Genomic DNA, 14080 nt, shown 5'->3' with positions numbered 1-14080 from the left:
CTTTGTAAATCCTCATTTTTCAAATTCTACCCTATGGCCACCAACTTAAAAACATAAAAAAACGCTATTCTTACGAAAAGAATAGCGTTTTTCATTATTTAAATATGATTTCATCTGAATTTAATAGATATATCCCCTCTCCTACAAAAGTAGTAGAGTGTTCATTTAAACACTTACTACCTCAGTGGGATTTATCACATTCCAATTTCAATATAATAGTAAATAGGTATATCGGATATAGATGTACATTACTAGGCTTATACATATTTCAACTTTAGAATTACATTCACTATTTAATTGGTAGTTACCAATAAAGAAAGGAATGATCATAATAATACAGAACATATACGAAACTCATTTACATGTAAGAAATTTAGAAAACGCAATAAATTTCTATCAAAACAAGCTAGGATTAACGTTAGCAAGAAAATTCTCCAAAAGAAGAGTGGCTTTCTTTTGGGTCGGAGAAAATAAACAACAAATGCTTGGACTATGGGAAGTACATAACATTGAAGACTTTGAGCCGAGACATTTTGCTTTTGGTGTAAATTTAGAGTTTTTAATGACTTCTAAAGCGTGGTTAGAGGAACGTGGAATAGCAGTGATAGGAAGTCAAGGAAAAGGAAATCAAGAGCCAATTGTCCAAAGGTGGATGCCTGCTGCAAGTGTATACTTTCTAGATTGTGATGGAAATAAATTAGAATTCATTTCTATGTTACATAAGAATCCAGATGAATTAGAATATGCGTCCTATTTAAGTGTATGGAATGAGGAACACCAAGAAAAATGAATGGAATTTCCGTTCAAGTCTTTTCTTATTTTTGGATATAATGTTGTACGATTCCCCATTTACTATAAATTTGTTAACATAATGCATTTACTGTCATCTTATATTTGTACTTACGTACGAGCAATTCCTAATCTGCTTCAATTATAATTTGAATCATTTAATTTTTCTCCTTATCTGGCATCTACTCTTTAAACACAAACTCCCCTTAAATCGAAAATGATTAAGGGGAGTTTTATATACGATGCAATTATAGTTCAGATTTCACTCGAACAGAAACATTATTTTTAATTATATTTTTGACATCTTTAAAGCTAACAAAATTGTTACTTTTCTCATCCCAAAGACGGAAACGGAGTGATTGTAAGCTTGTAGCAAGCGTAATCGTTGGTACATTTTTCAACGGAAGCGTATTATTGTGTGCCTCTTCTAGTTTATAGTTAGGTACTCTTGGGCTTAAATGGTGAACATGATGGAATCCAATATTACCAGTTAAGAATTGCAAAATTTTAGGAAGCTTATAAAAAGAACTTCCTTCCACTGCCGCTTTCACATATTCCCAATCTTTATCCTCTTCAAAATAAGAATCCTCAAATGTGTGCTGTACGTAAAACAACCAAATCCCTACTGAACCTGCTATTAAGAATATAGTACCATGTACTAAAAGAAACGATTGCCACCCAATTGCCCAGCAAAGTATAGCTACTACAGCAACAATTATAATATTCGTCAAATAAGTATTCATACGTTCTTTCTGTCTTGCACCTTTTCGGTTAAATCTATTTTTAAGCAAGAAAACATAAATCGGACCTAATCCAAACATAACGAATGGATTGCGATATAAACGATATGCTAAACGAAGTCTAAATGGTGCAGCTACATATTCATCAACTGTAAGCGTCCAAATATCCCCTGTACCCCTCTTATCCAAATTACCACTTGTAGCGTGGTGAATAGAATGTTCATGCCCCCACTGATCAAATGGGAATAATGTTAAAACACCCATACACGTTCCAACTATTCTATTTGCACGTCGACTTTTAAAGAACGAATAATGGGTGCAATCATGAAAAATAATGAAAATCCTTGTCATAAATCCAGCGGCTAACAGTGCTGGAACTAATGTTAACCAATAAGAAACTGACAAACTTTTATAAGCAAGGTACCATAAAATAATAAATGGCACGATTGTGTTGATCAGTTGCCAAACACTTTTTTTAATCGTTGATTTTTCAAAAGGAGCAACTTGTTTTTTTAAATTTTTAGTATTTTCTAAGGTCATTGTTCTAATTCCTTTCCTTTTTGTTGCTAATTCATATTATAGCACACTATTAGTATCAGGTGTTAAAAGTAGCTATAATAAATATTTTATACTATGAAAATCTCTTTTTTCTTACTCATTACTTACAAATTTCTTACGTCCAAAATAGCTTCTATAATTGGACAGACGGAGCATTTTATGTATCAAAGAAACTTCGAATTTTTCCAATAAGTACATAAAAAAACAGAGAGTTTTTTCACAAGAAGAAAAGAGCTGTCATAAGTCAGTTTCACCGACTTATGGCAGCTCCTCTTCGTTTTACCTTATTTTATCGATGAAGCCAAACCGCACCTGCAGACTTGTCTTCAGCTTGGCCTACCACTTCAAACTTCAGTCCTAATTTTGGTAACTTACGTCCTGCATCAGGAATAATGCTGTTGATATATTGCTTAGAATCATCAAATTTTGCCACTCCTGGTAATCCTTTATAATCAAAGATACCGCGAGTTGGTGAATTTACTTTCCATGCTGGTGTTTGATCAAATGAGAATGCCGCATCGGCAATTTGATAACGCGTACTGCTCTTCACAGTAGGTTGTCCGTTTAATGTCCCTACAATTGCCTCTGGATGAGAATCTACTACTCCTAAGAATCCTTCACCTGGATGAACGCCTACCCAGTTATCTGTAAAGCTTTGATCCGCATACCATACAACCATTCCTGTATTAAATACTGGGCCACGTGCATGTTGTAACGCAGTGTCAGAACCAGCATAATTTCTCCACTCTACATAGTAATTATGTTTTTTCTGTTCAAATCCGTTAGACACAGTAAAGCCTTTTAACGTCATTGCTGGCTGACCTTCTGCATCATCAGAGAAAACAACTTTTCCATCTACAGTTAAGGCTGCATTATCTAACGCAAATCCTTTATAAGCTACTGCAATATCTGTTAAGTACTCAAATTGCAGTTTTACTTTTTTTCCTTTGAATTGGCTTAAATCGTATGATTTATCAACCCACTTACCATCAGTTGTATCTGCGCCGCCTTTTACATCTTTTTCGCCCATTCTATCAATGCGTGTCTTCGTTCCATCTTCTGCAATCGCATATACGTCAAGGAAATCATACTTCGCTTCAAGTTCGTAAAATGCCTTATAATCGAACTTAGCATCCTTTGCATTTGTTAAGTCAAATACTGGTGTCTCAAGTGTTGTATGAATGTCATTTCCTTTTGTACTGTAATAGAACTTCTTACCAAACACCGATTCGATATTTTTTATATCTTTGTCCGGCAAGTTAACACGAACGATTCCAGGTCGTTTAGATTTTGTAGTACTTTGATCTACATATGTTGCAACACCGATGCCTTTGCTAAGTTTGTCATAATCTACTTCAAGGATATTCGCCCAGTTCCCCTTCATATTCTTTTGGAAAAACTCTTTATTTTGTGGTGAGAAACTCGTTGGCTCTGTTCCTGCAATTTTTCCAGCCCAGCTACCACCACTCATAATAGACCATGACTCAACAGGTTCACCTTGTCCTGAGTACTTTGTATCATATTCATCTGGTAAGCCTAAATCATGACCATACTCATGCGCAAACACACCAACTGCTCCGTCTTCAGGCTCGATTGTATAATCGTATGCAGCCATCTTTCCGCCCCAGTTCGAAACAGAAGATTTCGTGCCATCAATTGCATATGGTTTTGAACCTAGTTTTGAACGATGTGACCAAATCGCATCATCTTTCAATTTACCACCGCCAGCTTCTTGACCAACGCCAGCATGTACAACCATTAAATGATCAATAATGCCATCTGGCTCATTTTTATTTCCATCACCATCTTGATCGTATTGATCAAATTGGTCATAGTCTGCTAAATTGATTCCTTTTGCTACCGCTGCTTTTAATGCTTCTTTCACAAAATCTTTTGGTCCTAAAGGCCCCTTGTTATCATGACCAGTACCCGCATCAGCACCATAATCTGATGCTTTTCCTGGAACAGTAAGCCATTCTGTTACAGTCCCATCAACTGTATAGCTACCACCAGATTGTTCTTCATAATATTGCTTAAATGTGTTAATCTTCGATCCATCAAATAAAGTGAATGGTTCATCACCAAATAACATTTTTTGATAATGTTCACGATTAAAGTCCTTAGAATACATGTATCCTGGCTCTTGATCAATATTGTTATGCTTAAAATCGCTAAATTCTACAAGTAAAACAAGTACTTTATCTTTTCGAACAGCTCCATTGTATTCTTCTTGCTTCGCTGATGTAGTAGGTACTTTTCCATTTAATTTTCCTGGATTCAATCCAGCACTTTGCCCAGCTACTGGGCCTACTTCAGGCTGCTGTGCCTGTTCATTTTCCTTCATTTTTGCATCTTTTACTTTTTTCATAAAATCAGAAGCTTCTTGTGTAAGACTATCTCCTGTTAAGATTTCTTTCCCAGGGTTTTCCCCTTTCTTTTTCTCAACATATTTTTCGACAGCCTTTGACGTCTCAGCTTGTGATGCAGATTGATCAATTACCCCCCGTTGTTTTAGCGCTTCTGCCAAACGCTCCTCCGGTATTAAGTGCTCATCTATTGGTAGAGATGATGTTGGTGTCTCAGCATACGCAGCGTGACCTCCAAAAGCAAACGTACTACTTAGTACTGCAGCTGTTGTTAATACCGCTAATGGCTTTAATTTCTTTTTCTTTTTCAATGTATTTCCTCCCCAGTGTCTGCAAATTATCGTTTTTTGCCGATAACAACATAATATTCGTTATAATACGAATATTCAATCTTTTTCAACAAATAAAATGTTGAGAAATATTTTTTATGCAGGGTGAAATACATAAGATAGAAAAACAAACTCTCCTATAAATAACAGTGAACTTTTTTAGTAAAAATAAGAATTAAATATTTTCTATACTATTTAATCTATGGGTTACCATATTACTCACTAATCTCATTATTACAAGCTAATAGTGGTTCGTACATCATTATAGCGTGATTCTCTGTTACATATTGATCTTCTATTAACTGTTTCTGTTGATTATATACTTTACGTTGAATCACATTATGTCGTATATAACCGCCCCAGTATGCAGGTTGAATTGAGTGTTCTTTCTCATACACTTCATATTGATAAAGTTGCGGATAGACTGTTCTCCATTCACCAACTAAATGTTCATCTGTCATATAAAGGTGAAGTTGATACGGCTGGTCCGTTTCATTTTTAATTTGTAAATCCAAATAGTTATAGGAACAAGTCGCCCCACTCCCAAACGGTTGAGTTCGCCTAGAATCAGGAAAGACATCAAAGCTATGACGATATCGTTCGGTTACTGTCAGTGGTGTATGTAAAGTCATCCAATATATTAAATTCGAAAGCTGACAAAGACCCCCTCCAATACCTGTTTGAAAAGATCCATAATATAATACCATACCTTCTACATACCCTTTTTTCCTCGTTGGCTTACCTATTAAACGCCAGTAAGAAAATGTTTCTCCCGGTCTAATGACGATACCATTTAGTTTTTTAACAGCAATTTTCAAATTAACAACCTTATTCTGTTGATACCACATATCTACATCTTTGAGCTTACGAAGTAATATCGTTCGATGCTGAATTGCTGTACAAGGTAGCTTTTCTTGTTGGAGCCTTTTTGCATATGTTTTTCCGTCTACTAACCACTGAATGTACCTCTTTGTAGAGTAATACCACTTCCCTAGCATAATACGATACTTAGACCGCTGTTTAGGACGTAAGTGCACTATATTCATTTTATTCCCTCTCTCTTTCTTCAACTAAATTCTAATATATCTCTAATTCAATAAATTACAGTTTTCTTAGCTGCATAATAATTTTCGTAAATAAAGTGAAACTTTAATCAGCCCTCACCAATCGGGCTTTTACAGGCAGCCCGACCCCCACCTAACTTCTTTGCTTTCGCTTAATTTTGAGGTGGGGGTCTTACTGTCCGGCAAATAGCGGGATAAATAAGAAGCAAAAAAAATAATAAATTTACTCTAGTGGAGATTTTATTTTAATGATTGCTTTATAATTATATAAAACTGCGCTTCAATACGATAAATTGCAATAAACACATTATAAATATAACGAATAATATTAAATAAAAAATAACGAAAATTAAAGAAATTCTAAAGTATTAATATATTTTTCGTAAATATTAATTGATAATACATTAGACTTTACTATATGTATAAATTCTCTATTCTACAAAACGAAATTTTTTAATGTATGAAAAAAATATAATTCCCCTTTCACATTTATACAAGTCTCATCTGGAAAACTTTCCAAAACAATCCGAACCCTTATATTTAGAATAAACACAAAAAATTGCCACCAGTTAGCTTAACTGGTTGGCAATTTTTTAACGAGAATGCTTTACAAATAGTTGAATTGCTTCTTCTGGTACATAGCACTTTCCATTACTCTCTACAATAATACTTCCTAATTCATACCCTTTACCATTGATACGAATTATATTTTTGTTACCAAATAGTTGTGCTTCTACTTTATTATGTTTTACCACGAGTAACGAGTTTGCTCCTTCGGTTTTGTCAGCTGTTACAGTTGCACCGACTTTCTTAAAGGCTTGTTCACTCTCTAAAAATATTTTATTCGTTACTTCTTCTAAGTTAAAGCCCATCGCTTTCGCCATCGTCTTCGCAATGTCTGTATTTTGGATTAAGCCTTCTGGTTTTTGAGGTCCATAAGAATGTAAAAATACATCCTCACCTGTATGTCCTCCTGTCGTAAAGCCGATATTTGCACGATTAGCCAATAATGTAGTAAGAATTCGTCCTACATCTATTTTCTTTTTTGCCGCTTTTAATTTTTCTTTTTCATCATGAGTTAGATTATCCAAACCGTATAGTTTAGCTACATCTTCTACATTTGATAAATCAGATTTCAATTTATTTATAGTTCCTTCAAGTGTCATTTTCGCCTTTTTCAATGGATCAATGTATGCAGAAATCGGTGTAGTATTGTATCCTTTTGTCGTATTCCTATTCCCTATAGAGATGCCGCTGTTACCATGATCAGTTAAAGCGATGATCATCGTATCCCCATCTTTCTTCGCAAATTGTAACGCCTTTGCTACCGCTTCATCAAATGCCAATACATCACTAATCATCCCAATTGGATCATTAGCATGAGCTGCCCAATCAGGCTTACTACCTTCTACGAATAAAAAGAAACCATCTTTGTCTTTTGATAATGTTTGAATTGCTTTTTCTGTCATTTGAGAAAGTGTTGGTTGTTCTGGATTTGTTGCTATACGATCTATATCAAACGCAAGAGCATGATTTGAGAAAGAGCCCCAAATTTTATTAGATTTGGAGTTCAATAACGCATCTTTCGTTTCAACAAAATCGTATCCTTTGTCTTGAATCACCTTTACTAAATTTTCACCATCTTTTCGGATTCCATTACTTTTCATAGGTAGCAGCGCCGCTTTTCCCCCGCCTAATACGACATCTATATTTTGATATACTTGCTGCTTCGCAATTACGTCAAATTGCTTGCGATTGACATGGTGAGCCGAGAATCCCGCCGGAGTAGCATGCTGAATTTCAGATGTAGCAACAATTCCAGTTGCACGGCCAGTACGTTTTGCACCTTCCAATACGTTTGCGACCGGCCGTAACTTGTCCTCTTCTTTTATTGGCTTTAAGTTAGGTGAATTTACAATAGAAGGTAGTACGCCTACATATCCTGAATTCGATTTATTTCCAGTTGCTAATGCTGTTGCTGCTGGCGCTGAGTCTGTAATAGCTGATTCCGCCGAAAACGTACGAACACCTCCTGTTACAATTTGATCTAACGTAAGCGGTGCCCCTTTATACCAGCGAGCCAATGTTGTCGCCGTTGAACTCGTTCCGTCCATAACCATCATAATTATATTTTTAGGCTGGTGTTCTACTTTTTTCAGCTTAGCTTTGGCCGCATGATAATTCATCATACTTTCCGCACTTAATACGCTTACTATTATAGCCCCCACTAATAGTAATTTTTTCATCTTCACACCATAATTAACCATGATTGTTCCTCCATAAACTTTGCATTCATTTCAATACACCTTATTTCCTTTTTCATTCCACAACCTACATATGTTTTATTAGTTCCCAATTCTCATAAAGCTAACAATAGTTACTTTCTCTTTCTTTCCTTAATTAAATACCGGTATGTGTCATCTATCTTATAAAAAAGATTTAGCATCCTTTTCATTAATTACATGTTTAACAATAAATCCTCGATTAAAAGGAATAAAAATTTATTGTTAAACAATAAATTTCATGTTAAATTAATAAGATAATAAATAAATGAGGTGCTTTTTATGAAACAAGGATCCACACTCTTTTTAAAGACCGTTGTGATTCTGATCGGAATCCCCGTTCTTGCTATGTGCATTTTTTTAGTCCCTAAAATAGGAAATTTCGCCGCAGAATTATATCCAGATATTTCATATATTAAATATCTTGTATTTATCAATTTATACGCAACAGCAATACCTTATTACTTCGCACTGTACCAAACATTTAAGCTTTTAAACTATATTGATAAAAACAACGCATTCTCAGAGTTATCTGTTCAAGCTTTAAAAAATATTAAGTACAGCGCATTGGCAATTAGTGTATTATATGTATTAGGTATGCCACTTTTCTATCTCGTGGCAGAGAGAGATGATGCCCCTGGCATTATTATTATCGGAATGATTATGATTTTTGCTTCAATGGTAATCGCGGTCTTTGCTGCCGTTCTCCAAAGACTATTAAAAGATGCTATAGATATAAAATCAGAAAATGATTTAACGGTCTGAGGTGAATAATATGGCAATTATTATTAATATTGATGTAATGTTAGCAAAAAGAAAAATGAGTGTAACAGAACTTTCGGAGAAGGTTGGAATTACAATGGCTAACCTTTCTATCTTGAAAAATGGAAAAGCAAAAGCAGTCCGTTTTTCAACTTTAGAAGCAATATGTAAAGCATTAGAATGCCAACCGGGGGATATTTTAGAATATCAACCTAAAGATACCGAATAAAAGGAGTCCTTCATACGAGTAATGGGTTCAGTTTAGGAAGAGAAAAATGCTAATAAACATTAGAAATAACAAACTAAAACGCTCAGAAAATATTCTGAGCGTTTTTTATTTCCTTCTTCAACTAAAGCACCAGTTAGTGTAAAAAGCTATTTCACCATTTGTATGGCTAACTTATCTTTTAACATTGACCTATATGAGTCAATTTCATATTTTGTATTATTGATTGTTTCTTTTTTCATTTTTAACATATCGAATATTTCTAATTCTAAATTCCTTCTAGCTTCAAGAACTTTTATCGCTCCTTCTACACCTGAATGGTGATGTTCTTTCCCATAGCCTTGGTTAGTGTAATAGTCGATAATTCCTGTGGACCATTCTGGAGTTCTTTCTTTTAACGCCTTCCTAAATGAAAATTCAAGATTATCTTGTTCTACATACAATAACATTGGGTTTAAATTCTCTATGATTTTTGCAACTTTCATTACATAATTTATTATTTTTTCTTTTTGTTCACCATATTTAATCATCCCAATAGTTAATGGATTTTGTATGAAACAACATTCAAAGATATAAACCTTATTGTCTTCTAGAGCGATTTCAGTAAAGTCATTCCATTTGTCAGCAATTAATTCAACATTTTTATCGAATGGTAATTCGTATATATCATTTTTTAAAATAATGTTAAATAATTCGTCCGAAAACTGGTCACCAAACTCATTTTTCATCTTTCTGTATGGTAATAAATAATTGCTTCCTTTTTTTAGAACTTTCTTAAGGAGCACTTCTTTAAAATCTCCACTGTTAGATAATAATCTATTGAACTCAAATTTATTAAAACAAGATACACCATCATAGTCGGCTGGGTGGTTCAAATTTCCCTCTAAAAATAGTTCAACTTCAATTTTATTTTGGCTTAGAATTTCATTTATTAGCTTTGCAGTGGTTGATTTTCCAAATCCAGGTAACCCTTCTACTATTATTAGTTTTGTATTCATAGTTATAAACCCCTATCTTCAAAGTATTTAACCAAGATTAAAAAAATCACTTAATCCACTACAATCACCCCTTCAAAATATGATATTTACCATTTCCTTTGAAAAAACCTTCTTAAAGTAATCTGAACGCTAGTTTAAGAACATTTTTTCACAATCTCTATAATTATTTTAACATAAATTTTCCATTTATCTTATTATTTAGAACGCTATTTAACTATATAAAAGCGCTTAAACACTGAAATAACAATAAAAAAAGGGATACTAAATCATAAGTGATTTACATCCCTAATTTGTATGTTATTTTATATTTTCACTCCCGTAACTATACCCGTTATCATACGAAAAGGACTCTTTTTATTTCACATTACGGCGCAAAACTAATTTGACCAGTAAACAATAGGATAATCGCTATGATCCAAAATATAAAAAATGATGAGGACAGTATTAATGAAAGGATAGCAATCCCCTTCTTCTCTGTTTTTTTCGTCATTGTGATTATTGAAAGCATGATACCTACACCTGTCAGGGCAATTGTAATATAATCTCCAACTATATTACCTGCATTCGCTATCCTTGTTGGCGTTATAAAAACGAATAGAAAACACAAAATGCCGATGAGTAAAGATATATAGCTTATTATACTGTACTTCTTTTTAGGAACTATTTCTGTTTTCATACTAATCCCACCCCTTCTATATAGCTATGAGTTTATATTAACATGAATAACCATAATTTGGTTATGATAAAAAGCAGATAAAACGGACACTATCACTTTATCTGTCAGTTTATTTCTATCTAACAACTAACCTGACTATTTCTTTACTAAAGATATACAATCATTCTTTAATCCACGGCAATTGGTATATAATAGCTCTAAAAAATAAAGACTGTACCTTTAAAATGAAAGATACAGTCTTTATTAATAACTTTTTTTATAAAGAAAACTCTCTATCACTCACTACCTTAAAAAACTCCGAGTAATGTGATAAAGAATAATCCGCTACATCACAATTACCTTGAAACATACATGTTGAAATACCTAATTCTTTTGCAGGTAATAAATCTAATTCTCTATCTCCAATAGCTAAATCAATATTGTATTTTTTATGCAGATGATTATAAGCTAAAGAGTTTGGCTTTCGAGGAAAGCCATCGTCAATTGTAACCATATCTACGAAGTATTTTTCCCAGCCGTAATATTTTAAAATGCCCATAACTCCTTCCCTATGTTTATGGGTCATAATCACATTTTTATTTGCAAATTTCAAAACCTCTTCGACACCTGCAAAAGGTTTCATATCTTTTGACGTGAATTTTCCCTTCAAAACTTTAATCTTTTCTTCCTGCTCGCATGAAATATTATAATACTGAATTGCATGAGAGTATGATATTTTTAAGTTTTTGTATATTTCTTGTTTTTCTACTAAATCACCTAATATTTCAGAAAGCATCATTGTATATGCAGGATACGTATCAAATAACGTTCCATCAAAATCCCATAAAATATTCATTCTATTCACCTTCTATGTTCAAATCATTTTATGACTAAATCCGCCCTATCCCTCGGCAATTCCGTTTCTAAGTAATAATCCTCTGCTTTCCAATACCTATTTTCAAACTTTGAAAGGTTTTTCTGCGTTTTTTCACTCTCACGTAGAAACCTTGTTTCTCTTGGACAGTCCAAATAGACCATATAATGAAAGAAATCTCTCCATTCTTTTCGCTGCAGAAAAACTCCTTCAATAACAATTACGCCTACAATAGGAATCTGTACTTTTTCCATTTCACATATATCTTTTTCTTCATGAAAGAAAGGTAATTTCAATTTTGTTTCATGTTGTAGCTTTTGAAAAAATTTCTGCCTTAGCCATTCAATGTCCCATTGTAAATAATAATACTCGTACCATTCTTCATATCCAGTATGATATCGTTTATTACGCTCCACTATATGATCATCAATATGGAAAATATGAAACGGAATGCCTTCTTGTTTCATATTTTCTTTTAAATTTGCTACGAATGTTGTTTTTCCTGAACGACTTAAACCATCTATACCTAAAATGAATCTATTTTCCCTATGATTCTTCATAATCGTTATAAGTTCGTTTGTACTCATTACTTCTTCCACTCTTCTTTTAATAAAGAATATAAAATGGTATCATGAGCAACTCCATTTTGAATCATATGTTTTCGAAGTAATCCTTCTTCTTGAAATCCTGCTTTTATTAACAACTTTTGAGAAGATTTATTTTCTACATATACAACCGCTGCGATTCTTATCAGTTGCAACATTTCAAATCCGTAAGCTAAAATCGCTTGTAATGCTTCCGATGCATATCCTTGTCCCCAATATGTATCATCTAATTCATAACCAATTTCAGCTCGTTTATGATTATTATTAATTAAATGAAATCCGCACGTTCCGATTAATTGGCCCGTCCCTTTTTTCTCGATTCCCCAGCGAAATACACTGCCCTCTTCATAACGATTTTTAAACGTTTGAATCGTTGTTTTCGCTTGCTCAATATTTTCAAAAGAATCCATTCCGAAATAACGTATAACTGATTCTTTCGAAAAATATTGGAACATCGTTTCTGCATCTAATAGTGTAAGTTCTCTTAAGAGTAAACGTTCTGTTTCTAGTTTTGGAAATCCCATCTCTCTTTCTCCCTCTATTCTAATGAACTGCAAATTTCAATATAATTTCCATCTGGATCAGCAATGTAGGCAATTGTTTGTCCCCACGGTTTTACAATAGGTTCAACTAAAATCTTGATTCCTTGTTCTCTAAATTGCTCAATCGTTTCTTGTACATTCTCAACAACGAATCCTAATCCGAAATGAGAAGACTTTAATTCACCTTCTGTAAGCGGTAGTCCTGTTAATTCTTTCACATCTTGCCGCGTATTCATCGCTAAAATGGTAGTTCCAGTATTAAATTCAATATATGTACCGTGCTCTGCTTTTATAGGTAACTGTAAAATATCTTTATAGAATTTTAAACATTCCTCAAACTTTTCTACATATAAAATGATGTACTTCATTTTCAAATCCATTTTACATCCCCCTTTATATCTATCCCTAAAATTTCGACAAAAGTCTCACAAAAACCTTGTTCCTTGTAGTAATGAGCAAAAAAAATGAGGCCGATTTCTCGGCCCCCAGCTTATTGGCATAAAACAGGAGATTTGGTTTGGACATAACCAGTTCGTACTTTTATTATATTTTATTTTTTCTGAATTTTAAATACATTAAACACCTATTTATATTGAGAAAGTTTTTTGCTTGCATAAAATTAAAGATTTTAAGAAATGATACAAATGGAGGTGTATACATATGGAACCAATGCTATGTCCAAGCTGTAAAACGAACCGTACTCGCTTTAATATTCTTGAACAACAAGTAAAACCAGTCAAATTAAATCCACAAACTGGTCAAGTAGAAGAAGAATACACAAATGAAACGATGAATGCTTTTCATATGGCCTATCAAGGACCTACATACCGCGTCCAATGCGCTGTATGTGGGCTTGTTGAAAACCCTGAACAATTTATTAAACCTGCTCAAAATCAGTCTTTCTAATAAAAACATTATTATCCCTTGTAGAAATAGATTTTTCTATAAGGGATTTTTCCATTTAATAAGTTAATTAAAGATGTATTTCTTCCTTATTATATATTAAAACCCACACCCTTTTGGTAATATTTACATAAGGGGGGGATAACAAATGATTTTAAATAAAAAGATAATGCTTCCATCAACATTTCTACTAGTAACTTGCCACATAGTCATCTTTTACTTTTGGATCTTCGATTTTGAAAAAATAACGACTCCTTACGGTCTAACAATATGGATTGTTTCTACTATTTGTGGTCTTTTACTTTATTACCATTTTAAAAATCAAAAATCTAATAAAGTGATATTTATTGCTAATTCTTTATTATTAATTATTTCTTCTTCATTTAT

The 14080-nt window shown here is 33.3% G+C and carries 15 protein-coding genes; 5 read left to right on the top strand and 10 right to left on the bottom strand.

Annotated elements, in window-relative coordinates; all coding sequences use genetic code 11:
* Nucleotides 1-331 precede the first annotated feature (331 nt).
* A complete protein-coding gene (locus ACO6VI_RS18840; protein WP_063549329.1) occupies nt 332-790 on the top strand; it encodes a VOC family protein in 459 nt (152 codons plus the stop codon).
* Nucleotides 791-1037: 247 nt separating this feature from the next.
* Here the strand turns inward: ACO6VI_RS18840 and ACO6VI_RS18835 are convergent, their stop codons facing one another.
* The 4 genes from ACO6VI_RS18835 to ACO6VI_RS18820 all read right to left on the bottom strand — a co-directional run bounded on the left by ACO6VI_RS18835 (nt 1038) and on the right by ACO6VI_RS18820 (nt 8113).
* Nucleotides 1038-2069, bottom strand: a complete 1032-nt coding sequence (locus tag ACO6VI_RS18835) for a fatty acid desaturase (protein WP_000171504.1) — start codon at nt 2067-2069, stop codon at nt 1038-1040.
* 307 nt (nt 2070-2376) lie between these two features.
* The gene (locus ACO6VI_RS18830; RefSeq protein ID WP_063547708.1) at nt 2377-4764 is read right to left on the bottom strand and encodes an immune inhibitor A domain-containing protein; all 2388 of its coding nucleotides are present in this window, start codon (nt 4762-4764) and stop codon (nt 2377-2379) included.
* A gap of 233 nt (nt 4765-4997) precedes the next feature.
* Complete coding sequence (locus ACO6VI_RS18825; RefSeq protein ID WP_088020652.1) at nt 4998-5828, bottom strand: VanW family protein; 831 nt, start codon at nt 5826-5828, stop codon at nt 4998-5000.
* A 611-nt stretch (nt 5829-6439) separates the two neighbouring features.
* Complete coding sequence (locus ACO6VI_RS18820; RefSeq protein ID WP_065484176.1) at nt 6440-8113, bottom strand: alkaline phosphatase; 1674 nt, start codon at nt 8111-8113, stop codon at nt 6440-6442.
* Nucleotides 8114-8410: 297 nt separating this feature from the next.
* Here ACO6VI_RS18820 and ACO6VI_RS18815 point away from each other — a divergent pair, with 297 nt between their 5' ends.
* Both ACO6VI_RS18815 and ACO6VI_RS18810 read left to right on the top strand, forming a co-directional pair.
* Nucleotides 8411-8893 carry a DUF2975 domain-containing protein gene (locus ACO6VI_RS18815; protein WP_000809125.1) on the top strand — a complete coding sequence of 161 codons (483 nt, stop codon included), beginning with the start codon at nt 8411-8413 and terminating at the stop codon, nt 8891-8893.
* A 10-nt stretch (nt 8894-8903) separates the two neighbouring features.
* Complete coding sequence (locus ACO6VI_RS18810; protein ID WP_000974623.1) at nt 8904-9119, top strand: helix-turn-helix domain-containing protein; 216 nt, start codon at nt 8904-8906, stop codon at nt 9117-9119.
* Between the two features lie 146 nt (nt 9120-9265).
* On the opposite strand, the gene ACO6VI_RS18805 is transcribed toward ACO6VI_RS18810, so the two are convergent.
* From ACO6VI_RS18805 to ACO6VI_RS18780, 6 genes are all read right to left on the bottom strand, one after another.
* Nucleotides 9266-10114, bottom strand: a complete 849-nt coding sequence (locus ACO6VI_RS18805) for a hypothetical protein (protein ID WP_001093199.1) — start codon at nt 10112-10114, stop codon at nt 9266-9268.
* Nucleotides 10115-10478: 364 nt separating this feature from the next.
* Nucleotides 10479-10790, bottom strand: a complete 312-nt coding sequence (locus ACO6VI_RS18800) for a hypothetical protein (protein WP_000845548.1) — start codon at nt 10788-10790, stop codon at nt 10479-10481.
* 256 nt (nt 10791-11046) lie between these two features.
* The gene (locus tag ACO6VI_RS18795; protein WP_065484177.1) at nt 11047-11625 is read right to left on the bottom strand and encodes an HAD-IA family hydrolase; all 579 of its coding nucleotides are present in this window, start codon (nt 11623-11625) and stop codon (nt 11047-11049) included.
* A gap of 23 nt (nt 11626-11648) precedes the next feature.
* Entirely contained in the window at nt 11649-12230 is a 582-nt protein-coding gene (locus ACO6VI_RS18790) for a kinase (RefSeq protein WP_023522305.1), read from the bottom strand.
* Nucleotides 12230-12772 (bottom strand): GNAT family N-acetyltransferase, encoded by a 543-nt coding sequence (locus ACO6VI_RS18785; RefSeq protein WP_063547724.1) that lies wholly within the window; start codon nt 12770-12772, stop codon nt 12230-12232. Before ACO6VI_RS18785 ends, ACO6VI_RS18790 begins: the two co-directional genes overlap by 1 nt.
* Nucleotides 12773-12786: 14 nt before the next feature.
* Nucleotides 12787-13170: a VOC family protein gene (locus tag ACO6VI_RS18780; protein ID WP_063547726.1), complete on the bottom strand. Its 384-nt coding sequence runs from the start codon at nt 13168-13170 to the stop codon at nt 12787-12789.
* 280 nt (nt 13171-13450) lie between these two features.
* Here ACO6VI_RS18780 and ACO6VI_RS18775 point away from each other — a divergent pair, with 280 nt between their 5' ends.
* Both ACO6VI_RS18775 and ACO6VI_RS18770 read left to right on the top strand, forming a co-directional pair.
* Nucleotides 13451-13696 (top strand): hypothetical protein, encoded by a 246-nt coding sequence (locus tag ACO6VI_RS18775; RefSeq protein ID WP_000433609.1) that lies wholly within the window; start codon nt 13451-13453, stop codon nt 13694-13696.
* 145 nt (nt 13697-13841) lie between these two features.
* Nucleotides 13842-14080: hypothetical protein (locus ACO6VI_RS18770; protein WP_422423816.1), on the top strand; the 239-nt coding region annotated here is incomplete at its 3' end.

The sequence above is a fragment of the Bacillus sp. PSXD-155 genome, from assembly GCF_049310765.1.
In the GTDB taxonomy this organism is placed as follows: domain Bacteria; phylum Bacillota; class Bacilli; order Bacillales; family Bacillaceae_G; genus Bacillus_A; species Bacillus_A cereus.
Note: the sequence above shows the minus strand (reverse complement) of the source record. Positions and strands in the feature narration are given on the sequence as shown.